Source organism: Streptomyces sp. NPDC048392 (assembly GCF_043200575.1).
GTDB lineage: Bacteria > Actinomycetota > Actinomycetes > Streptomycetales > Streptomycetaceae > Streptomyces.
Genome location: NZ_JBICYB010000013.1, coordinates 65504 through 87091 on the forward strand (window position 1 = coordinate 65504; position 21588 = coordinate 87091).

Genomic DNA, 21588 nt, shown 5'->3' on the forward strand with positions numbered 1-21588 from the left:
GCACTTGACATGTTCGAAATGCGGCGGAAGAGCTGGGAATGAGGGTGCGGCGATGACTGACCGGCAGATGCAGATCGGCGAGGTGGCCGAACGGACCGGCCTGTCACTCCGCACGATCCGCCACTACGAGGAAGTGGGTATCGCGGTCCCCTCCGCCCGCAGCAAGGGCGGGTTCCGCCTCTACACGGAGGCCGACGTCGAACGCCTCATGGTGATCCGCCGGATGAAGCCCCTGGACTTCTCCCTGGAGGAGACTCGGGAGCTGCTCGACCTCATCGACAGGTTCGGCGCGGCCGGCGAGACGGGGGAAGACGCCGAGCGTCTGCGGGAGCGCCTGGACTCCTTTCGCCAGGTCGTCGACGCCCGGTGCGAGACGCTGCGAGTGCGTCTGGAAATGGCCGAGGACTTCGCCGCCACGCTGCGCCGCAGGCTTCCCGTGAGAGATTGACCGCGTCTCTCCGGCCCTCGTGCCGCCTTCCCGCTCCACACCTCCGGGGCCGCTCGTGTGACCGGGTGGCCACGCAGAGGGCAACCCGGGGTCGGCCGAGGGCGTCGGCCGACCCCGGCACCGTCCGCCCGTCGACGGATGCCGCCCAGGAGGTTGAGTCGCACGCGGTTCCCTCCGGGGCGGCGGCCACGGCGCCCACGTTTCCCGCATCCGCCCGGCGGCTCCCGTTCCGCTTCGCGCAGGGCAGAGCGAGCGGGCGCCCCGCCCCTGATCACCGCGAACGTCCGCCGCCTGGCCGCCTCGGACGCCGCCCAGTCGCCGCCCGCGCTCATCGCGCGGTCTCCGTATTCCCGCCGGCTGCCGTGGCAGCGCTCACGACCCGGGCCAGGTGGTCGTGCAGGGAGCGGGCGAATTCCTCCGCCTGCCCCAGTTCCCGACGCAGATCGTCGCACCGTGTGTCGGCTTCGACCCAGTACTCGCGCAACCGTGTCACCAGTTCCTCGTGCGCCTCGCTGTCGCTTTCCGGCAGCGGTGATCCGCTGGAGGGAAGCTGCTCCAGCAGGTCCAGCACGCCTCGCACGTCCTCCAGGCACAGGCCCAGGGGCCGCATGCGCCGGGCCAGCGCCAGCCGGCGCACCTCGGCCTCGGTGTAGAGGCGGAAGCCGCCTTCGCTGCGCTCGCTGGGAGTGACGACACCGACATTCTCATAGTGGCGGATCGTCCGCAGGGACAGACCCGTACGCTCGGACACCTCGCCGATCTGCATCAGCCCTGTCACGACCCACCGCCTCGCGTCGCCTGCCCGGTCCTCTTGCCGCTTCAAATCTACCGTCACGTTAGGGTAGATTGGCAGTCGTTGCTACGAGGGTGGTTCCGACAGGCCGCCGTCGTCGTCAAGCGGCGCCGCCTCCTTTCCCCCGAGGGGTGGCGCCGCCCCCGACCGCCAACGGGCGAGGGCCGACCTGCCGTCAGCCGCCCGGCCCTGCTTCCAGGAGTCCGAACGCCATGCGCATGGGTGTCCTCACGTCCGGCGGCGACTGCCCCGGCCTGAACGCCGTCATCCGGTCCGTCGTGCACCGTGCCGTCGTCGACCACGGCAACGAGGTCATCGGCTTCCGGGACGGCTGGAAGGGCCTGTTGGAGTGCGACTACCTCAAGCTCGACCTCGACGCCGTCGGCGGCATCCTCGCGCGCGGCGGCACCATCCTCGGCTCTTCCCGGGTCCGTCCCGAGCAGCTGCGGGACGGCGTCGAGCGCGCCCGGCGTCACGTCGAGGAGCTCGGGCTCGACGCGATCATCCCGATCGGCGGCGAGGGCACGCTGAAGGCGGCCCGGCTGCTGTCCGACAACGGCCTGCCGATCGTGGGCGTGCCCAAGACGATCGACAACGACATCGCTGCCACGGACGTCACCTTCGGTTTCGACACGGCCGTCACCGTGGCCACCGAGGCCCTGGACCGGCTGAAGACCACCGCCGAGTCCCACCAGCGGGTGCTGGTCGTCGAGGTCATGGGCCGGCACACGGGCTGGATCGCCCTGCACTCGGGCATGGCCGCCGGTGCCCACGCCATCGTCGTACCCGAAAGGCCCTTTGACATCGGCGAGTTGGCCGCCAAGGTCGGCGCGCGTTTCTCGGCGGGCAAGCGGTTCGCGATCGTGGTGGCCGCGGAGGGTGCCAAGCCGAAGTCCGGCACCATGGACTTCGACGAGGGCGGCAAGGACGTCTACGGCCACGAGCGCTTCGCCGGGATCGCGCGCCAGCTCTCGATCGAGCTGGAGGAGCGGCTCGGCAAGGAAGCACGCCCCGTCATCCTCGGTCACGTCCAGCGCGGCGGCACGCCGACCGCGTACGACCGGGTGCTGGCCACCCGGTTCGGATGGCACGCCGTGGAGGCCGTGCACCGGGGCGAGTTCGGGATGATGACCGCGCTGCACGGCACCGGCATGGTGATGGTTCCGCTTGCGGAGGCAGTGGAGACGCTGAAAACCGTGCCGCCGGAGCGGTACACCGAAACCGGATGCGTGGTGTGACATAAGCCTCCGGCCACGTGCCCGGCACCTGCCCTGGGGCTCGGTGCGGCAGTTGTCCGCTCCCGCCCCTGTCGCCTCGTCATCGTCGGCACCCGTCCGTCCGCCCTTCGGGGAGACCGTGTTGACCAGCCCCCTTCCCCGACGTCGCACGCGCCGGCACCGCCGTGATCAGCTCGGCCCGGAACGGCGGACCGCCCGGAGTGGTCTCGGCGCACTTCCTGCTGAGCGCCGACGGGCACGCGGGTGCTCCTCCGCACCGTGTGGACCAGCGCCGAGGCGCACCAGAGGGCCGGCGGGGCCGGGGACCACGACGACACCCACGCGATCACGTCCGGCACACCCGGCGTACGGTTCATCGGCGGCGGGCGCTACCGCCTGAGCCGCTCGCTGTCCCTGCCCTCATCGTGACCGGCGTGCCCGCCAGGTCGGGGCGGCTCTCGTCCGGCGGGCGGGCAGCCGGTCGGTCGGTGAGCCACCTCGGCAGGCTCCCGCCACGTCGAAGCGTGAGACGGCGGCCCCGTACTCGGAGTCGCCCCGTACTCGGGCTGTGTCACGGGTCCGGCCCCTGTTGCGGCGGCGTGGGTCAGGGGTGGACGCGCTGGAGCCAGCCGCTTGGGTGGCAGGTGATGCCGTACAGCTCGAGGTCGCGGCGTACGTGGAAACGGCGCCCCTGCTCCGTGGCGAGCCAGTCGCGGACGGCCGGTACCACACCTCCGGGCATGCCGGGAGGAGAGAGCTGCGCGATGTCGACGATTCCGTCCTCGACGAGGAAGTAGCCGTTGGTGGCGACGAGTGAGGAGAAGTGCCGCAGGGCTGCATAGGTGGTGGTGTACGTATGGGCGGTGTCCTCGACGACCAGACACCGGGCATCGGCAGGAATGTGCCGGGTGACGGCTTCGGTGATGCCGGGGTCGGTGATGTCTCCCTCGACGAGGGTGATGTCCTTGTCGAAATGGGGGTCTGCGTCCTGTAGGAGAGACCGGGCCCGGTCCTGGGTGATGTCGACGGTGACGACCCGGATGGCCTCGGGCACGCGGCCGTACGCGGCGAGAGTGCGTAGGCGGTCGCGGAACCACAGCGCGGAACCGCCCAGATGCGTCCCCAGCTCGATGACCACCTGACTGCGGGAGCTCCACAGAAGATGTTCGAGCACGCGCAGGTCCTCGGGGAACTTCTTGATGCGCAGTCCGGCATAGACGTCGCGCAGGTGCTGGCGTTCGCGTTCTTTCCAGTACTGCAGAAGCCTTCCTTCGGGCAGGGCCCGCACTGGTGGCGGGAGCTGCCTGTCGGGCTTGCCGTCCAGGCTGCTTCGTCGTCGCTCGTTCACAGGGCCTGTTCCGCTTAGGGGTAGGGGGAGCCAAAAGGAACCCCGGGACGTGTGGTCCGGCCGTGGGCGCCGGCAGCGGCGGGCGAGGCCGGGGCGGCCGCCCCTGCGGGCTGCTCGTGTGTGGGGGCACGAGGGCAGTGACGCGGCTCTGGGAAGGAAGTCGGGGAGGGACGGACCGCGGAGACTGTTCAGTACGCCCACCAGCGGCCCGCGGACAGCTGGGGCACCCAGCGTGCCACGCCGTCCTCACCGATACGCCGCGCGTAGGCCGTCTTGACGTGAGTACCGCGGACAGCGCGGCACTGCGACCAGTTTCCGCAGGCGTCGACGTCCTCGAAAGCCACGTCGCCGGCCTCCGTGCGGCTGGCCCGTGAGGCAGTGAGGATCAGCTCGCTGCCGTCAGTCATTTCGAGCAGGAAAATGCCCATCAGGTCCTCCCATCGACGTGCGGGGTGTCAGTAGCACCACCAGGTGCCGGTCGTCGGCTGGGGAAGCCACCCGTAGCCGCCGCCGTCGAGGGGAGCCTGCCGGAAAACTGCGGCCACCGCCTCGACCGGGTACGTCTTCAGCCGGACCGCGGGCCCGAACTGTTCGGTGCATTCGAGCACGATCTCTCCCGCAGCCGTACGTCCTGCGGCGTCCGCCTCGATGACCGCGTCCTCGCCGCTGGCGAGCTGGAGCATGAACAGGGCCATGGTTGTTCCCTCCTTGCCTTTCAGGAGCCGACAGGAACGCGCGGCAGGTCCTCCCAGACCTGGCGGAGTTCGGTGTAGCGGCGGTCCGGCAACACCGACAGGACTTCGAGGACCTCCGGACGGGCGCCGGCGGCGGCGATGAGCATGTCGTGCTTGCTCACGGCGCCGTTCGCGAACAGTCCCTCCAGTTGGTCGGCGATCTCGATACGGGTGACCTCTGCGGTCATGGCTCTCCCCAAGGTGTGGGATACGTCAGCGCGGCTGTGCCCTGCGGCAGGACTGCACCGGTCGGGGCAGCCCGGACGGGCGGCTCCGGCTCCGTCCCCAGGCGGCGACCGAGACAACGGAGCGGACACCGCCTGGGGACGGCTTGGAAGCAGACCGAACTGCGTCGGCCGGCAACACTACTCTAACGCAAGGGAAGAGTTGGTTGGCAAGAGCCCAGGAGTGATCGGTCAAGGCCAAGGGTGTACGTGATGGCAGGCGCTCCCATCGTTGACGCCAGGTGAGGGTGTGCTGACGGACAGGCGGCGCCTTTGAGGGGTGGTGAAGCGCGGACTCGCGGGTCCGGAGCCCCCGCGGTACGGAGGTTCGAAGCCAATGCTGCCCCGGAAGCGGGGTGTCCACCCGACCGTCCACCGGGGGTGCTCCCTCACGGGTGCAGCAGGTGCAGGCGGCCCGGCAGCGTCTGCATGCGCAGTGGGGCGTGGACGTCGTGGGCGGGAGTGCCGTCGATGTCCAGCCGGTAGGCGCCCCAGGCCCGCTCGAAGCGCACGCGCCGCACTCGCCTGGACCCGAAAGCGTCACCGCTGGCCTCGAGCAGGCCCCCGCCCGTCAGGGCGACGCGGAAGGGCTGATCCCCTGGTGCGTTGATCTTCTCGTTGTCCAGGATGAGGCGCACCCTGCCGGGCTGTGGCTGCAGCGAAACGAGCACCGCTTCGCGCGCCGCGATGTCGAAGGCGCCGCCGGGCAGATCGATGCCCAGCACTGCCCGGCGGTGTTCGCCGGAGCTGTTCGTTGCCTCGTCCCGCCCTTCGGCCTGCTGCTCGATGAGCAGCGGCAGGCGCCAGAGGGCCGCTGCCTTCATGGCGTGCTCGGGCTGGGGCCCGCCGGCGTACAGCAGGACGTCCACGCGGGGGTGCGGGGCCGCGGCGCGCCCGGGGTCGCGGTCGCCCGCGTCGGGCACCAGGCTCAGGTCGGCGGTGAGTACCCCCCGTTCGGCGAGCCTGCCGCGCAGCGTGCGGGCGCGGTCGCGGTCGACGCGGCTGAAGCCGCGCAGGACGCCGAGCACGGGCCGCTCGGCGGGCAGGGTCCTGGCGACCCGGGCGGCAGCCGTCACAAAGCGTTCCTCCTCGGGGTCGGTCCTGGTCTCCGTGCCGGAAGAGGACTGGCGGGGCAGCATGCGGACTCCTTGCTCGCTCGGGGCACACCGGTTCGACACGTCGACAGCGTCGCCAGGAGCCCACCCGTCCGGGATCCAAAGCCCGCCCGGCGAACGGAGCGCGTCCGCGCGGACGGCGGCGCAGGGCCGCCCCGGAGGGCGGCGTTGTCGCGGCCGCACTTCGCAGCGGGGCGCGGAAGGCATCCGGGACCGTGCGTGCGACTCTAACCTAACGCGAGAGTCGTATTGCTGTGAAGCGTCGCTTCACCTGGGAGTGGTGCCGCACATCCTCACGTTCGGGTAGGGTCGCGAGGGTCGGTCGCGGCATGGGACACCTCCGGCCGACCGCGGTGGCCCCGGCCGGTCCTCCAGCTGCAAGGCAGGGGTCACCGTCCGGCCCAGCTCGGTGATCCTGGGGCGTCTCGCCTGCCCCGACGTCCGTCGCCTGGCCACTGCCGAGAGCGGTACAGAAGCCGTAGCAGTACAGCAGCAGTTCACGGGTGGCTGCCTCACCGGGGGTGCCGTCCGCGAAGGAGTCGCGGGTCACGGTCAGCGCTTGCCGTAGTCGGTGGTGCACCCGGCTGAGTTCCTGGCTCCAGGCGACGAGCCTGGTCGTCTCGCGCTCAGTCACGCGAGAGCGGAGGGTGCGACGCGTACATCGTCGGTCTCCTTCGATCCGGCGCCTCCATGCCTGACACGGTCTGCCACCGGCACGCGACGCTTCCCACACGCTACCGCGCCTGTCGCCCCAGCGGCACCGATACCGTCCCGCACCCCGAGCGCGCCCACGCCGGACCGGCGGTCCGTCTCCGGTCCCGCAGCGCTGGACGGCGACTCCTCGAAAGAGGAGTGCTGGTCACCGCCGGGGCGGATTGCCGGATGCCGGGTCAGCTCACTCGCGCAACGGGAGCCGCCTGATCCGGAACCTCATCCCCGTTGGCGCCGCCGCCGAAGGGGCTTTCGATTTCCGTGGCGAACTCCAGGAAGGGCGAGAGGCGTCCGACGTGGGTCAGGTGGAGTTCGTGCATGGCCCTCGTGCAGGCGATGTAGAGCATGCCCTTGTCCATGGCGTTGGCGTAGTTCGTGCCGTCCACGTCCGGGACGATCACGGTGTCGAACTCCAGTCCCTTCGCGATGTGCGCCGAGGTGATGACCGTGCCGGCGCTGAACTCCGTGCTCTCGTAGTCGAGGAAGGTCAACTCGACGCCCGCCGCCGACAGGACCCGGTACAGCTCCTGGGCCTGTGCGACGGTCTTGCACACGATGCCGAGGGAGCGGTACTCGCTCTTGCGGTGCCGCTCCACCAGCGCCAGGATGTCCGTCTCCTGCGTCTCGCGGTCCACGGCGGTGACGATCCGCGGCGGCAGCCCGTGCCGCTCGACCGGGACGAGCTTGTCGTTGTGTGAGACGCGCTGTGCGAAGTCCGTGATCTCGTACGTGGACCGGTAGCTCTTGCACAGCTCCAGGCAGTCCGCCTCGGGGAAGATGTCGCGGATCACCGGCAGGGACGAGGAACTGAGCGGGTTCACGGACTGGTTGGCGTCGCCGAGGATCGTCATCTTGCAGGAGAACAGCGCGCGCAGCACCGCGTACTGCACGGGCGCGTAGTCCTGCATCTCGTCCACCAGGAGGTGCCGGATGCGGCCGTACCCCTCCTGCCGGGATGTCTTGATCATGGTGTAGACCAGCGGGAAGACGTCCGCGTACTCGATCTTCTTGCGGCCCAGCGGCTTGTAGAGACCCTTGCGCTCCGGCTCCTGGTAAAAGGCCTTGTACAGGGCGAACGCGTCCTTATAGGGGAACATGGCGCGCACCTGCCTGCGGATGCCGTTGCTGTCCGCCGCCGACCACTTGCCGCCCTTGTCCAGCACGTCCTGCCGCAGCCGGCTCGCGGCGCTCTCGGCGAGCAGGTCAAGGCGGGTGAAGACGGGCAGGCCCCGCGAGGCCGCGAAGGCGTCCGCGACCCAGTCCTCCGGCAGTCGTTTGTTCCTCTGCTCGATCTGCCGCGGGGTGAAGTCCTCGTCCCCGCGCACGGCGAGCCACTCGTCCAGCAACGTGACGAACTCGGGTGTCGCCTTGAAACGCATCCGCTCGGCCGCCGCGTCGTCCGGCCGGTCGAGCAGCTTGACCACCTGTTCGCTGAAGGTCTCGAACTCCGTGACCCTGGCGAGGAACCGGTCGGCGATCCGCTCGAAGTCGATCTCCGCGATCTGTTCCTCTCCCAGTTCGGGAAGGACGCCTGCGATGTAGTCGCCGAAGACCTTGTTGGGGGAAAGGATCATGACGTTGTCGGACGACAGGGAGTCCTTGAAGCGGTAGAGCAGGAACGCCACCCGGTGCAGGGCGATGGACGTCTTCCCGGAGCCCGCGACGCCCTGGAGGATCAGCACCTTCGCCGTCTCGTTGCGGATCACCTCGTTCTGCTCGCGCTGGATCGTCGCGACGATGTTCTTCATCCGGTCGTCGGCGGACTGGCTCAGCTCTCGCTGCAGCACCTCGTCGCCGATGGTCAAGGTGCTGTCGAACATGTACTCAAGGTGGTCGCCCACGACCTTGTACTGGCGCTTGCCCGTGATCGTCCCGTGGACGGTGCCGGTGGGGGCTTCGAAGTACGCGGCACCCGACTCGAAGTCGTAGTAGAGACTGGAGACGGGCGCCCGCCAGTCGTGGATCACGATCTCCTGGGTCTCAGGGTCCGAGAAGTCGTGGACGCCGATGTAGTGACTCCTCGCCTCCTTGTCATCAGTTCTGCGGAAGTCGACGCGCCCGAAGTAGGGCGATTCCAGCAGCCGCTCCACATGCCGGCGCACCGTCACGACACCGTCCCCCACACCCACCGAGGTGTTGACCTCGGTGCGCATGGCTGCCTTCTCGGCGAAGTCCATGTCGCGCCAGTTCTCCCACATGAACTCCTTGTGCTCCCGGATCTCCTTGGCGGTCCGCTCGATGGAGGCACCGAGCCGCTCCAGCTCCCGCTCCAGCAGACGCACCGTCTCGGCCAGGTACCGCCGCTCTTTCTCTTCGTCTCGCGTCTGCAGGTCCGTCAAGGTCGTCTCCGGTTCACATGTGTCCGTGTCGGATCTACTTTCACGTTAGAGTAGGGTATACGGCCGAGGCAAAGCAGGCAGTGGGGGACATCACCAGAACGAGCTCCGCCTCGCGGTCGAGCACCCCTGCGCGTACACGCGGCCCTCGGTGCGCCACGGTCACGCCCGTCGCGCAGCAGTCCACCGCCGTCCATACGGGCGAGGAGGAAGGGGCACCCGTGATGGCCGCGCGGAGTTTCGTGGCGGACGGGCTCGCCGTCCGCGGGGGCCGGTGGCGCACGCGCACCCGGGCCGGCGGGCTGCGGTTCCGAACTCACACTCCTGACCGGCTACGGCGTGAAGATCGGCCGCCGCACCCGCGCGGAGCGACTCCGGCGCCGTCCCCGAGCAGCGGCCGGCGCAACTTCCGCCACGGCCCGGGAACGGCATTCGAAAGCAGGCCGACAGCGTCGGCAAGCGGCACTACTCTAACGGAAGGTAAGAGTTGAAAGGCAAGTCGTACGCGCACATCGCACCCATGAGAGGGGTGTACCTGCAAGGGCGGGTCGGCTCCTGCACGGGAACCTTCACGTCAGGGAAGGATACGGGCACGGGTCGGGGGCTTGTCGAGGTTGAGCCGGGTCTTGTCGGGAGCGTTGGGGCTCGCCGGGCAGTCGGCATGTCCTGCGGTGGGTTCGGGCAATCATCGGCCGCGCCGCAGGAGGGGCGCGCACGGGCCGGCGCGGCGGGACCGCCGACGGGACCGGCGGATCGATTCGCAGGCGCCGGTTGTGGTCACCATCGCACCCGCCGGCCTCGGTGAGAACCGCGCCGCCGGAGGTGATGGCTGGGCGAGCCGGTCGCACGGCGGGCGGCCCGTCGGCGTCGCTCGCGCCCGGCCTCGCGCGGTGACCGTCCTGGTCGTGCGGCTGGGGGCGGGCGAAGACTGAACGCGGCCCCTCACGCACTCGGACGGAGCAGGCGGGCGGCGCGTAAGGCCCAGTCATGCCGGGCCGCGAAACCTGCATGACAGGAAAGCGCAGCGGTCTCGCGGGCCGCGGCCGGTGGCGGCCTCCTGGTGCGAGCCCGCCGCCCCGCCTCTGTGGCCCGAGGCGGGACCGACGAACAACTCCTGGCCGTCATCCCTAACCTAACGCAGGAGTCAAGAGGCGCATAGGCGGCGTCAGCGCGAGAGCATCGGATTCCAGCCCTGCCGCGCAGGCAGGGTTTGCGGTGTGCCCCAGGCCACCGCACAGGAGCCCTCGGCGCGGCACTCCGGGTCCCCCTCCCTCCATGCAGGCACGACCGTGGCCGCTCCATCCGCGCCGGCGAACGACTCGGCCGTGACAGTCGGCCGGCGGATGCCGGGTGGACGGCACCGACACGCCAGTCGGCCCGAGCGGCATCGCGGTGCGGCGCCGCTCACCGGGTCGGGGAGGTTGACCAGTGAATCAACACCCTTACGTAAAGGTCGAGTTCTCCAGGCGGGGTAAGGTCTCGCACGCCACCAGTGCGACAGCCCGGGTCGCGTTCATCGCCATATCGTCCATCCTTGACGTCGCGTGAGGGTATGCTGAGACGGGCAGCGCCGCGAAAGAGACCGGTGACGCGCTGCCTCGCGGACCGGGACCCGTATCCCCGTGCGACCCGGCGCCGCGGCCGCACGTCCCGAGGCCGGACACCCGCCCGTGCCCCTTGGCCTCGGGACGTCGGCACCTCCTCGGCAAGGCGCACGGCAGAGGGCACTCGCGCCGCCTCGTCACCCACTGGGGTACGCCGAAGCGGCGTGGCGTCCGCCTGGCCGGAGGCCGTCGAGACCGGGACGGCGTGCCGCGCGCGCATAGGGCGCCCCGGCGGTTGCGAACGCCCGCCGTCAGTCGCTATCGGCGTACGTGGTGGTCGCGGCGGAGCGGCGCAGCAGGTCGCCGAGGCCCCGCTCCAGCAGGTGGAAGGCATGCTCCGTGGCCGTCACCGCGTCGGCGTACACCGAGTCGGGGGACTCTCCGGCGAGGACACGGCGAGCGTTCTGAGCGGCCAGAACCTCCTGGACCGCCAGTATCTGCGCCGCGATCAGTGCCGCGGACACCTCGGAGGCGCCCTCCTCGGCCAGCGCTTCGGCCAGCAGGCCGCGGCTCTCCTGCTGGTAGTGCAGGTTGCGCGCGGTGAGTGCCGGCGTGTCGGCGATGAGTCTCTGCAGGCGTCGGACGTACGGGGACGCGCTCAGGCCGGTCATGGGCTGGCGTTCGGCAAGGGCGGTCAGCAGGTACTCCCGCACCGCATCGTGCGGGGTCTGCCCCGCCCGCCGTTCGCGGACCGCGCGCGCCGGCTCGTCGATGTGGTGCTTGCCCGCCCCCAGGACGAGGTCCTCCTTGCAGGCGAAGTAGTTGAACACCGTCTTCTTGGAAACCGAGGAGGCCGCGGCGACCTCGGCGACCGAGACCCGGTCGAACCCCCGCCGCTCGAAGAGCTCGAGAGCTGTCCTCATCAGCAGCCGCCGCGTTTGGTCCTTCTTGCGTTCACGCAGGCTCACGGGCTGGTCCATGCCGCCACTGTACCGGGGGAAATTAGAAACCGGGTGTATATATTCACCGAGTGTACTTTCTTGTACGGTCGAGGCATGCCGACACCACACCGTCCCGGCTCACCCCCAGCCGCCGAGGCGACCCCATCCGCGCTGCTCCCGCTTCTGCGCGGCCGCCTGCGCCCCTACGGCGGGCTCATCGCAGCCGCCTGCCTGCTCCAACTCCTCCAGTCCCTGGCACTGCTTCTGTTACCGACGCTGACGGCCGACATCGTCGATCGCGGCATCGTCGCTCAGGACACCGGCTTCATCGTCGGGCGCGGCGGGATCATGCTCGCCATCGCCGCGGTCCAGGCGGCGTGCTCCGCGTGCGCCGTGTACCTCGGTGCCCGGGTCGCGATGAACTTGGGCGCCGACCTGCGAAGCGCGGTGTTCACTCACGTACAGCGCTTCACCACCCGGGAGGTCGGTCGCTTCGGTGCGCCGTCTCTGCTCACCCGGACCACCAACGACGTGCAGCAGGTCCAGACCCTGGTCTTCATGGCGCTGACACTTCTGGTGACCGCCCCCTTCATGGGCGTGGGCGGCATCGCCCTCGCCATGCGGCAGGATGTGCCCCTGTCCGCGGTGCTCCTGGTGGCCGTCCCCGTCATGGTGACGGTGATCGGGTTCCTCATCACCCGGTTGGTTCCGCCCTCGCGGGCGATGCAGCGGCGCATCGACGCCGTGAACCGGGTCATGCGCGAGCAGATCATCGGCATGCGCGTCATCCGAGCCTTCGTCCGGGACGCGCATGAACAGCGTCGGTTCGAAGCGGCCAACGCCGAGCTGGCGGCGGTCGCCGTGCGGGTGGGGCGGCTGCAGGCGTTCTTCGGCGCCTCGACCGGGCTGATCTCGCAGCTCGCCTCCATCGCGGTGGTCGCCGTGGGCGCCTGGCGGGTGGGCGACGGCAGCCTTCAACTGGGCTCGCTGGTGGCGTTCCTGAACTACCTGGCGCTGATCCTCACGGCCGTGATGATGGCCATGGGGGTGTTCATGAGCGCTCCGCGCGCGAAGGTCTGCGCCGGCCGCATCGGCGAGGTGCTCGCCACCGAGCCCGGCCTCACCGAACCCCCCGTGCCGTCCCGGCCCGCGCCCGCGCGGGGCCGCCTGGAACTGGACCACGTCACCTTCCGGCACCCTGGTGCCGAGCGGCCCGTCCTGCGCGGCCTCGACCTGGTCGCCCTGCCCGGCCGGACGACGGCGGTCACCGGCTCCACCGGTGGCGGCAAGTCGACGCTCATCAACCTCGCGGCCCGGCTGCTGGACGCCGACAGCGGGTCGGTGTCCGTCGACGGCGTCGACGTACGGAGCATGGACCGGCGCACCCTGGCCGCCACGGTGGGGCTCGTCCCTCAGCGTGCCTACCTGTTCTCCGGCACGATCGCCTCCAACCTCCGCTACGGCGATCCCGAGGCGGACGAGGACGAGCTCTGGCACGCACTGCGGGTCGCTCAGGCAGGAGACTTCGTCGCGGCCCTGCCGGACGGGTTGCACACGGCCGTCGGCCAGGGCGGAGGCACCTTCTCCGGCGGCCAGCGTCAGCGTCTGGCCATCGCCCGGACGCTGGTCGCCAGGCCACGCGTCTATCTCTTCGACGACGCCTTCTCCGCACTGGACAACGCGACAGACGCCGCCCTGCGCGCCGCCCTGGCCGACGAGATCGGCGACGCCACCCAGGTCATCGTGTCCCAACGGGTCTCCACCATCCGCTCCGCCGACCGCATCGCGGTACTCGACGACGGTCGTGTCGAAGCCTTCGGCACCCACGAGGAACTACTGACCCACAGCCCCGTCTACGCCGAGATCGCCGAATCGCAGCGCACCCTCCAGGAGGCGACGTGACAACCCCGCCACACCGTCCCGTCCGTCCGCGCGCCACTGCGCGCCGAGTCCTCGGCGGGCTGCGCGCGGACCGGACCCGCATGTACGCCGTACTCGCACTCGCCGCCCTCACCACCGCCATGACGGTCACCGTCCCGGCCCTGCTCGGCCGGGCCACCGACCTGATCGTGGACGGCGTCGGCGAGGGCGGCGTCGACGCCGGCGCGCTGCGCGACGTCCTGGTGATCGCCGGGGCGCTCGCCGCGGCGGCCTGGGGATGCCAGGTCACCCAGGGCCGTCTGATCGCCGCCGCGGTACAGCGGATGGCGTTCCGCCTGCGGGAACGGGCCGACACCAAGCTCTCCCGGCTGCCGCTGCGCTACTTCGACACCCGCCCGCGCGGTGAAGTGCTCTCCAGAGCCACCAACGACATCGACAACCTCACCCAGACCATGCAGCAGGTGTTCGCCCGGGCCCTCGGCTCGCTGCTGCTCCTCGTCGGCACGGTGACGATGATGCTGCGCATCTCGCTCCCGCTGACCGCCATCCTCCTGGTGACGGCGCCGACGACCCTCTGGGCCGCAAAGGCCGTCGCCCGGCACGCCCGGCCGCAGTACGCCCGGCAGTGGGCGGCCACCGGCGAACTCAGCGGCCACGTCGAGGAGATGTACACCGGCCACGAACTCGTGACCGCCTTCGACCACCGCGCCGAGGCATTGCGCACCTTCACCGCGCACAACGCCGCCCTGCGCGCCGCCGGCATCAAAGCGCAACTGATCTCGGGCCTCGTCGCGCCCACCCTGACCCTCCTGTCCAACATCACCTACGTGTTCGTGGCAGTCCTCGGCGGACTGCGCGTGGCCTCCGGCGCGCTGTCCGTCGGGGACATCCAGGCGTTCTTCCAGTACGTCCTGCAGTTCGGCCAGACCACGGGCACCATCGCCTCACTCACCGGGCAGGTGCAGTCCGCGGCAGCCTCCGCCGAGCGTGTCTTCGAGCTCCTCGACGCCGAGGAGGAAGAACCCGACACGGCGGACGCCCCGCAGACCGGGCCCATCAAGGGACGCGTCGTCTTCCAGGGGGTGTCGTTCCGCTACCGCGAGGACGAACCGCTGATCGAGGACCTGTCGTTGACCGTCGAACCGGGCCGGACGGTGGCGATCGTCGGCCCCACCGGTTCCGGGAAGACCACCCTCGTCAACCTGCTGATGCGCTTCTACGAACCCGCGAGCGGCCGCATCGTCGTCGACGGCACCGACATCACCCGTCTCCCTCGCGGCGAACTCCGCGGCAGCATGGGCATGGTGCTGCAGGACACCTGGCTCTTCGGCGGCACCATCGCCGACAACATCGCCTACGGAAGACCCGACGCCTCCCGTGAGCAGGTGGTGGCAGCCGCCCGGGCCGCCCGCGCCGACGGGTTCGTCCGCACCCTGCCCGAGGGCTACGACATGCGGCTCGACGAGGAAGGCGGCGGACTCAGCGCCGGAGAGCGGCAACTGCTCACCATCGCCCGCGCGTTCCTGACCGAGCCGTCCATCCTCATCCTCGACGAGGCGACGAGCGCGGTGGACACCCGCACGGAACTCCTCGTCCAGCAGGCCACCGCCGCCCTCCGCGAGGGACGCACCAGCTTCGTCATCGCCCACCGCCTGTCCACGATCCGCGACGCCGACGAGATCCTCGTAATGGACGCAGGACGCATCGTCGAGCACGGCAGCCACAAGACCCTGATGGCTCTGGACGGGGCGTACGCCCGCCTGTACTCGGCCCAAATCACCTCCGGCACGGCCACCCGGTGACAGAGCCGACCTCTGGTGCGGAGTCGGACCTTTCCACTGGTGTGCCGGTTGATGTGGGATCGCGGCGCGAGGTCAGTGGTGATCCGGGTACCGGCAGGCGTTAGCGTGGTGGGTGCCGGCCCGGGTCTCCCGTGCCGGCTTGTGCTGGTTTTGGGTTGTTATCGAGAGAAACATGCAGGTCAGGGCGATTCAATGAGATTGCTGCACACTTCCGACTGGCACCTCGGCCGGGCGTTCCACCGGGTGGCCATGCTCGGCGCCCAGGCCCGGTTCGTCGATCACCTAGTCGAGACCGTGCGCGAGCACGCCGTCGACGCCGTGCTCGTGTCGGGAGACGTGTACGACCGGGCGGTGCCGCCGCTCGCCGCCGTCGAGCTGTTCGACGACGCCCTGCACCGCCTCGCCGGCCTCGGCGTGCCCACGGTCATGATCTCCGGCAACCACGACTCGGCCCGGCGTCTCGGGGTCGGTGCCGGGCTCATCGACCGCGCCGGCATCCATCTGCGCACCGACCCGGCGGGCTGCGCGACCCCGGTCGTGCTGGCGGACGCCCACGGGGACGTGGCCCTGTACGGGCTGCCGTATCTGGAACCGGCCCTGGTGAAGACCGAGTTCGGTGTGGAGAAGGCGGGGCACGAGACCGTGCTCGCCGCCGCCATGGACCGGGTGCGCGCCGACCTCGCCACGCGCGCGGGAGGCACCCGTTCCGTCGTCCTCGCGCACGCCTTCGTCACCGGCGGCGAGCAGAGCGACAGCGAGCGGGACATCACCGTCGGCGGGGCCGCCGCCGTCCCCCTGGGTGTCTTCGACGGCGTCGACTACGTCGCGCTCGGGCACCTGCACGGCTGCCAGACCCTCACCGGGCGCGTCCGCTACTCCGGCTCCCCGCTGCCGTACTCCTTCTCCGAGCACCGGCACCGCAAGAGCATGTGGCTCGTCGATCTGGACGCGGCGGGATCGGTCACCGCCGAGCGCGTCGACTGCCCGGTGCCCAGGGCGCTGGCTCGCCTGCGCGGCACGCTGGAGGAACTGCTCGCCGACCCCGCGCTGACCCCGCACCAGGACGCGTGGGTCGAGGCGACCCTCACCGACCCGGTCCGCCCGGACGACCCCATGGCCCGGCTCACGGAGCGCTTCCCGCACACCCTCAGCCTCGTCTTCGACCCCCAGCGCGCCCCGGGCGAACGGGGCGTGTCCTATGCCCGGCGCCTCGCCGACCGCAGCGACCAGCAGATCGCGGAGGACTTCGTGACCCACGTGCGCGGCGCGGCGCCCGACGACCACGAACAGACCGTCCTGCGGGACGCGTTCGACGCGGTGCGCGCGGACGAGAACCTGCGGGAGGTGGCCCGGTGAGGCTGCACCGGCTGGACATCACCGCCTTCGGGCCCTTCGGTGCCGAGCAGAGCGTCGACTTCGACGACCTCTCGGCCGCGGGACTCTTCCTGCTGCACGGTCCCACCGGCGCCGGCAAGACCTCCGTCCTCGACGCCGTCTGCTACGCGCTGTACGGCTCGGTGCCGGGAGCCCGGCACAGCGGCCAGGGCATGACGCTGCGCAGCGACCACGCGGCCGTCGGCACCCGCACCGAGGTGCGCCTCGAACTCACCGTGGCGGAGCGCCGACTGGAGATCACCCGGCAGCCGCCCCGGGAACGGCCGAAGCTCCGCGGCAAGGGCACGACCGTAGACAAGGCCCAGACCTGGCTGCGCGAGTACGACGCGAAGGCCGGCGCCTGGAAGGACCTCAGCCGCTCCCACCAGGAGATCGGCGAGGAGATCACGCAGCTCCTCGGTATGAGCCGCGAACAGTTCTGCCAGGTCGTGCTGCTGCCGCAGGGCGACTTCGCCCGTTTCCTGCGCGCCGACGCGGAGGCGCGCGGCAAGCTCCTCGGCCGCCTCTTCGACACCCGGAGGTTCGCCGAGGCCGAGAAGCGCCTGGCCGAACGGCGCCGCACGACCGAGGCCCGGGTCCGCGAAGGGGACGCCACGCTGCTGGCCGACGCGCACCGGATGCAGCAGGCGGCCGGCCCGGCCATGGAACTGCCGGAGCTGGCGCCGGGCGAGCCGGGCCTGGCCGGCGCGGTCCTCGGCGCCGCCGCCGTCGCCCGCAGCACCGCCCGGGAGCTGCTGACGGTCGCCGACTGCCGGCTCACGGCCGCCGAGTCCGCCCAGGCCGCCGCCGAACGCGATCTCGCCGACGCCCGGGAACTCGACCGGCTGCAGCGCCGGTTCGCCGAGGCACGGGAGCGGGCCGCGCGGCTGGCGGAGCGGGCCGACACCCACCGTGCCGCGCAGGAGCGCATGGAACGTGCCCGCAAGGCCGAGGCGGTGGCACCCGCGCTAGAGCTGCGGGAAGCCGCCGACGCCGAACACCGGGGGGCGGCCGACGCGGAGGCACACGCGCGTGCCCCGCTGCCACGGGCGCTCGCCGACGCGGGCGCCACCGGGCTCGCCGCCGCCGCCCGCCGGGCCGCCGAGGAACTGGGCGGTCTCGGCTCGGCCCGGCGGGCCGAACACCGCCTCACCGAACTGGTCGAGGAGCGGGCCCGCCTCGACCGCCAGGAACGCGCCGACGAGGACGTCCGGCACGAGGCGGAGACCTGGCTCGCCGACTGGGAGACCACCCGCAACGGACTCCAGAGCCGCGTCGACTCCGCCCAGGAGGCCACCACCCGCGCCGAACAGCTCGCCGTACAGCGCGAACCGGCTCGGCGGCGGCTCGACGCCGCCCTGCGACGGGACCGGCTCACCGACGACACCGAAGAGGCCGGGCAGCGCTCGCTCGCCTCGGCGGAACACGCCGTCGAGACCCGCGCCCACTGGCTCGACCTCAAGGAACAGCGGCTGAACGGCATCGCCGCCGAACTCGCCGCGAACCTCACCGACGGCACACCGTGCGCGGTGTGCGGCGCCACCGAACACCCCGCCCCCGCGCGCAGGAGTGCCGGGCACGTCGACCGCGAGGCGGAGGAGCGCGCCCTCGCCGCCCACCAGGCCGCCGACGCGCGGCGCGCGGACGCCGAGCGGCACCTGGGCGTCGTACGGGAGGCACTCGCCGCCGCCACGGCGGAGGCCGGCGACGCCCCCACCGCCCGACTGGCCGAAGCGGCCGGGGAACTCGAGCGGGAGTACGCGCGGGCGCGGACGGCCGCCTCCGGACTGCACGCCGCGCAGGAGGAGCTGCGGCGGGCGGAACACGAGCGCGAGCAGCGCGTCGCCGCCCAGCAGCAGGCCGCGGTCCGGTCCGCCTCCAGGGTCGCGGGCCGGGAGCGGCTGGAGAGCGAACAGGCGGCGCTGGAAGAGGAGTTGACGCGGGCTCGTGGCTCCGCCGAGAGCGTGTCGGCGCGGGCGGCGCAGCTGGAGCGCCGGACCGCACGGCTCACGGAGGCCGCCGACACCGCCCGCGCCGCCGAGAACACCGCCCAGCGGCTCAAGGACGCCGACGCCCGGCTGGCCGACGCCGCCTTCCGGGCCGGTTTCGACACCCCGGGGGACGCGGCCGCCGCACTGCTCGACGACGCCGCCCACCGCGAGCTGCAACGACGGCTCGACGCCTGGCACTTCGAGGACGCCGCCGTCCGCGCGATCCTCGCCGAGGCCGACACCGCCGCCGCGTCCCGGCGACCGCCCGCCGACGTCCCGGCGGCCCAACGGACGGCCGCCGAAGCGGGCCGGCGCCTGCGCGAGGCGTCCTCGGCCCGTGACGCCGCCGCCCGGTGCTGCGCCGAGCTGGACCGGCTGTCCGCGCACGCCACCGCCTCCGTGCGCCGGCTGGCCCCGCTGCGCGAGGAGCACACCAGGGTCGCCCGCCTGGCCTCCCTCGCCGCGGGCACCTCGGCGGACAACGAACGCCGGATGCGCCTGGAGTCGTACGTGCTGGCCGCCCGCCTGGAGCAGGTCGCCGCCGCGGCCACCGCCCGCCTGCTGCGCATGTCCTCCGGCCGCTACACCCTCGTCCACTCCGACGACCGCACCGGACGCGGCCGCAGCGGCCTCGGCCTGCACGTCGTCGACGCCTGGACCGGCCGCGAGCGCGACACGGCCACCCTGTCCGGCGGCGAGACGTTCTTCGCCTCGCTCGCCCTCGCGCTCGGCCTCGCCGACGTCGTCACCGACGAGGCCGGCGGCGTCCGCCTGGACACCCTCTTCATCGACGAGGGGTTCGGCAGCCTCGACGACCAGACCCTCGACGAGGTCCTCGACGTCCTCGACGCCCTGCGCGAGCGGGACCGCAGCGTCGGCATCGTCAGCCACGTCGCCGACCTGCGGCGGCGGATTCACGCCCAACTCGAGGTCGTGAAGGGGCGGTCGGGGTCGGTACTGCGTCAGCGGGGTGTCGGCTGAGCGGCTGCCTCGTCCCGCCGCGCGGACTTCAGCGGCCCAGGGGGCGGCGGGGGAGCGGTGAGGAGTAGACGACGCTCGTGGTGACCGGCCCCAGGGCGCTGATCCGGCCGGACACCTCCTCCAGGTGCCGCATCGAACGGGCCGCGACCTTGATGACGAAGCAGTCGTCGCCCGTCACGTGGTGCGCCTCCAGGATCTCCGGCGTGACCGCGACCAGGTCGTGGAACGGCTTGTAGTCGGCGACCGGGTAGCGCAGCCGCACGAAGGCCAGGACCGGCAGCCCCAGCCGCTCGGGATCGACGACCGCCGCGTAGCCCCGGATGACACCGGTCTCCTCCAGCCGCCGCACACGTTCCGTCACCGCGCTCGCGGACATCGAGACCGTACGGGCCAGCTCGGCGAAACTGGCCCGCCCGTCCCGCTGGAGGGCGTCCAGGATGAGCCAGTCGGTGGCGTCGGGGGAATGCTCGGTCATCCAGGATGGATAGCAGTGATTCCCCGGCGGGACAAGGGGCGGACCGGGGAATCGGCCTTCAAGCCGGGACGGGGCAGCCGTAGATTCACTGCTCGGAAGTCCACCGAGGAGAGGCCGGACCATGAGCGCCACCACCCACGCCGTCCCGCACGCCAGCCCCGCCGCGGGCGGCAACCCCGTCCTGCGGGTCGCCCCCGCACCGCCCGCCGAGGCCGCCGCGTACTTCCGGGCGAGCCTCGCCTTCCACACCGACGTCTCCGATGTCGCCGCCGCGCTCGCGGCCGACGACGACCCGGGGTTCGTACTCGTGGACTGCCGCTCCACCGAGTCCTGGGACCAGGGACGCGTCCCCGGCGCCGTCCACCTGCCCACCGCGCTCGTCCCCGAGAGGGCCGGGCAGCTCCTCGACCCCGCCGTGCCGGTCGTGACGTACTGCTGGGGCCCCGCCTGCAACGGTGCCACGCGCGCCGCCCTCGCCCTGGCCGAACTCGGGTACCGGGTCAAGGAGATGCTCGGCGGCTTCGAGTACTGGGTGCGCGAGGGCTTCGACTTCGGGACCCGGCAGGGCACCGGGCGCCGCGCCGCCGACCCCCTGACCGTCCCGGTGGACGCGGCCGACTGCGGCTGCTGAGCGACGTGTAGGTTCTGCCGCATGGTGCGATACGCGGAGCCGGGCGCGGTGGAGTGGGTGGAGTCGGGCGGCGGTCCGCTCATCGCGGTCCCGGAGACGGTTCTGCCGTTCTGGACCGGTGCCGACGGCGAGGAGACGGACTCCGACTACGACCGGGCCTGCGAGGTCGACGGCTACGTCGGACTTCTCCCGGTCGGCGACTCCGTCGCCCTGGTGCTCGGCGACGAGCCCGCCTCCACCGCCTACCTCCCCGACCACGGCACCTTCGTCCGCTGGTGTGCCGCGGACTCCGAGGACGAGGTGCTGGCAGGTGTCCCCGCCGCCCTCGACGCGGCCGAGTGGGAGTCCGAGGTGTCCTGGCACGTACCAGGACCCGTGGTCCTCTTCGACGCCGCCTGGCCCGGCACCGCCTCGGACCGTGCCGACCGGGTGCGGGTCGCGCTGGCCCCCGGCCGGTACGCGGTGCGGGCGGCGGAGGTGCGCCCCGGGCCAGAGACCTGGCTGAACCTCGTACACCTGCGGCGGCTCGCCGGGTAGCCGACGCGCTGTCGCGACGCGGGGCCGCGGCAGGGCATCCACCATGGGTGCCCGTGAGGGTCGGCAACCGCCCGGTCCCGCCGCTGACCGGGCCTACGCCCGGCAGCGCGCCGCATGCCCGCCCCGCTCGCCCGGCGGACGCGCCGTGCTCAGGACTTCCGGCCAGGACATCGCCGGCGGCATGCCCGGCGAGATCGCCTGCGCGCGGCACAAGGGCGCGCTCGCCTCCGTCACGCGCTCCCTGTCGACGACCCGCCCCGAACACGCCGTCACCGTGAACGCGGTCAACCCCCGGGACCGTGGACACCGGTTACCCGACCGGCGACGACCACGCGGCCGTCACCGCGTGTTTCCCGCCGGGCGGTGGGGCACGCGACGACCCGGCCCGCCCCATCGCGTGGCCCGCCACGGACGAGGCGACAGGGGCTCCCCGGCTCGAACGCGTCGTGAGCTGGAGCTGGGGCACCGGCAAGGTGATCGACGCGGAGCGGGCTTCAGGCGGTGA

18 protein-coding genes and 1 pseudogene are annotated in these 21588 nt (G+C 71.8%); 10 read left to right on the forward strand and 9 right to left on the reverse strand.

All coding sequences use genetic code 11. The annotated features are described in order from the left end of the window. The first annotated feature begins 52 nt into the window (after positions 1–52). The gene (locus ACGFYH_RS19165) at positions 53–448 is read left to right on the forward strand and encodes a MerR family transcriptional regulator (RefSeq protein ID WP_393804310.1); all 396 of its coding nucleotides are present in this window, start codon (positions 53–55) and stop codon (positions 446–448) included. Between the two features lie 328 nt (positions 449–776). Here ACGFYH_RS19165 and ACGFYH_RS19170 read toward each other — a convergent pair whose 3' ends face one another. Then, a complete protein-coding gene (locus ACGFYH_RS19170) occupies positions 777–1226 on the reverse strand; it encodes a MerR family transcriptional regulator (protein ID WP_393804311.1) in 450 nt (149 codons plus the stop codon). A gap of 227 nt (positions 1227–1453) precedes the next feature. On the opposite strand from ACGFYH_RS19170, the gene ACGFYH_RS19175 reads away from it, so the two are divergent. Continuing rightward, entirely contained in the window at positions 1454–2479 is a 1026-nt protein-coding gene (locus ACGFYH_RS19175; RefSeq protein WP_393804312.1) for a 6-phosphofructokinase, read from the forward strand. Positions 2480–2722: 243 nt separating this feature from the next. Further along, positions 2723–2887 carry a hypothetical protein gene (locus ACGFYH_RS19180; protein WP_393804313.1) on the forward strand — a complete coding sequence of 55 codons (165 nt, stop codon included), beginning with the start codon at positions 2723–2725 and terminating at the stop codon, positions 2885–2887. Between the two features lie 175 nt (positions 2888–3062). Here the strand turns inward: ACGFYH_RS19180 and ACGFYH_RS19185 are convergent, their stop codons facing one another. From ACGFYH_RS19185 to ACGFYH_RS19215, 7 genes are all read right to left on the reverse strand, one after another. Continuing rightward, complete coding sequence (locus ACGFYH_RS19185) at positions 3063–3806, reverse strand: CmcI family methyltransferase (protein ID WP_393804314.1); 744 nt, start codon at positions 3804–3806, stop codon at positions 3063–3065. A 188-nt stretch (positions 3807–3994) separates the two neighbouring features. Continuing rightward, positions 3995–4213 (reverse strand): hypothetical protein, encoded by a 219-nt coding sequence (locus ACGFYH_RS19190; protein ID WP_393804315.1) that lies wholly within the window; start codon positions 4211–4213, stop codon positions 3995–3997. A gap of 48 nt (positions 4214–4261) precedes the next feature. Beyond that, positions 4262–4501, reverse strand: coding sequence for a hypothetical protein (locus tag ACGFYH_RS19195; protein ID WP_393804316.1), 240 nt, complete (start codon positions 4499–4501; stop codon positions 4262–4264). Positions 4502–4521: 20 nt separating this feature from the next. Continuing rightward, entirely contained in the window at positions 4522–4728 is a 207-nt protein-coding gene (locus ACGFYH_RS19200) for a hypothetical protein (protein ID WP_393804317.1), read from the reverse strand. Between the two features lie 425 nt (positions 4729–5153). After that, a complete protein-coding gene (locus ACGFYH_RS19205; protein ID WP_393804318.1) occupies positions 5154–5903 on the reverse strand; it encodes a hypothetical protein in 750 nt (249 codons plus the stop codon). Between the two features lie 866 nt (positions 5904–6769). Beyond that, positions 6770–8929 (reverse strand): HelD family protein, encoded by a 2160-nt coding sequence (locus ACGFYH_RS19210; protein WP_393804319.1) that lies wholly within the window; start codon positions 8927–8929, stop codon positions 6770–6772. Between the two features lie 1852 nt (positions 8930–10781). After that, positions 10782–11450 (reverse strand): TetR/AcrR family transcriptional regulator, encoded by a 669-nt coding sequence (locus ACGFYH_RS19215; protein WP_393804320.1) that lies wholly within the window; start codon positions 11448–11450, stop codon positions 10782–10784. Between the two features lie 75 nt (positions 11451–11525). Between ACGFYH_RS19215 and ACGFYH_RS19220 the strand changes: the two genes are divergently transcribed. The 4 genes from ACGFYH_RS19220 (at position 11526) to ACGFYH_RS19235 (ending at position 19440) form a co-directional block, all read left to right on the forward strand. Beyond that, positions 11526–13313 carry an ABC transporter ATP-binding protein gene (locus ACGFYH_RS19220; RefSeq protein WP_393804321.1) on the forward strand — a complete coding sequence of 596 codons (1788 nt, stop codon included), beginning with the start codon at positions 11526–11528 and terminating at the stop codon, positions 13311–13313. After that, a complete protein-coding gene (locus tag ACGFYH_RS19225; protein WP_393804322.1) occupies positions 13310–15094 on the forward strand; it encodes an ABC transporter ATP-binding protein in 1785 nt (594 codons plus the stop codon). Before ACGFYH_RS19220 ends, ACGFYH_RS19225 begins: the two co-directional genes overlap by 4 nt. Positions 15095–15286: 192 nt before the next feature. Then, positions 15287–16450, forward strand: coding sequence for an exonuclease SbcCD subunit D (locus tag ACGFYH_RS19230; RefSeq protein WP_393804323.1), 1164 nt, complete (start codon positions 15287–15289; stop codon positions 16448–16450). Next, positions 16447–19440 (forward strand): AAA family ATPase, encoded by a 2994-nt coding sequence (locus tag ACGFYH_RS19235; protein ID WP_393804324.1) that lies wholly within the window; start codon positions 16447–16449, stop codon positions 19438–19440. The genes ACGFYH_RS19230 and ACGFYH_RS19235 overlap by 4 nt, the downstream gene beginning before the upstream one ends. 28 nt (positions 19441–19468) lie before the next feature. Here ACGFYH_RS19235 and ACGFYH_RS19240 read toward each other — a convergent pair whose 3' ends face one another. Then, positions 19469–19915, reverse strand: a complete 447-nt coding sequence (locus tag ACGFYH_RS19240; RefSeq protein WP_393804325.1) for an Lrp/AsnC family transcriptional regulator — start codon at positions 19913–19915, stop codon at positions 19469–19471. Positions 19916–20036: 121 nt separating this feature from the next. Between ACGFYH_RS19240 and ACGFYH_RS19245 the strand changes: the two genes are divergently transcribed. The 3 genes and pseudogenes from ACGFYH_RS19245 to ACGFYH_RS19255 form a co-directional block, all read left to right on the forward strand. Further along, positions 20037–20546, forward strand: coding sequence for a rhodanese-like domain-containing protein (locus ACGFYH_RS19245; protein WP_393804326.1), 510 nt, complete (start codon positions 20037–20039; stop codon positions 20544–20546). 21 nt (positions 20547–20567) lie between these two features. Continuing rightward, positions 20568–21083 (forward strand): immunity 21 family protein, encoded by a 516-nt coding sequence (locus tag ACGFYH_RS19250; protein WP_393804327.1) that lies wholly within the window; start codon positions 20568–20570, stop codon positions 21081–21083. Positions 21084–21171: 88 nt separating this feature from the next. Further along, positions 21172–21588: pseudogene (locus ACGFYH_RS19255) on the forward strand (3-ketoacyl-ACP reductase); the annotation flags it as partial.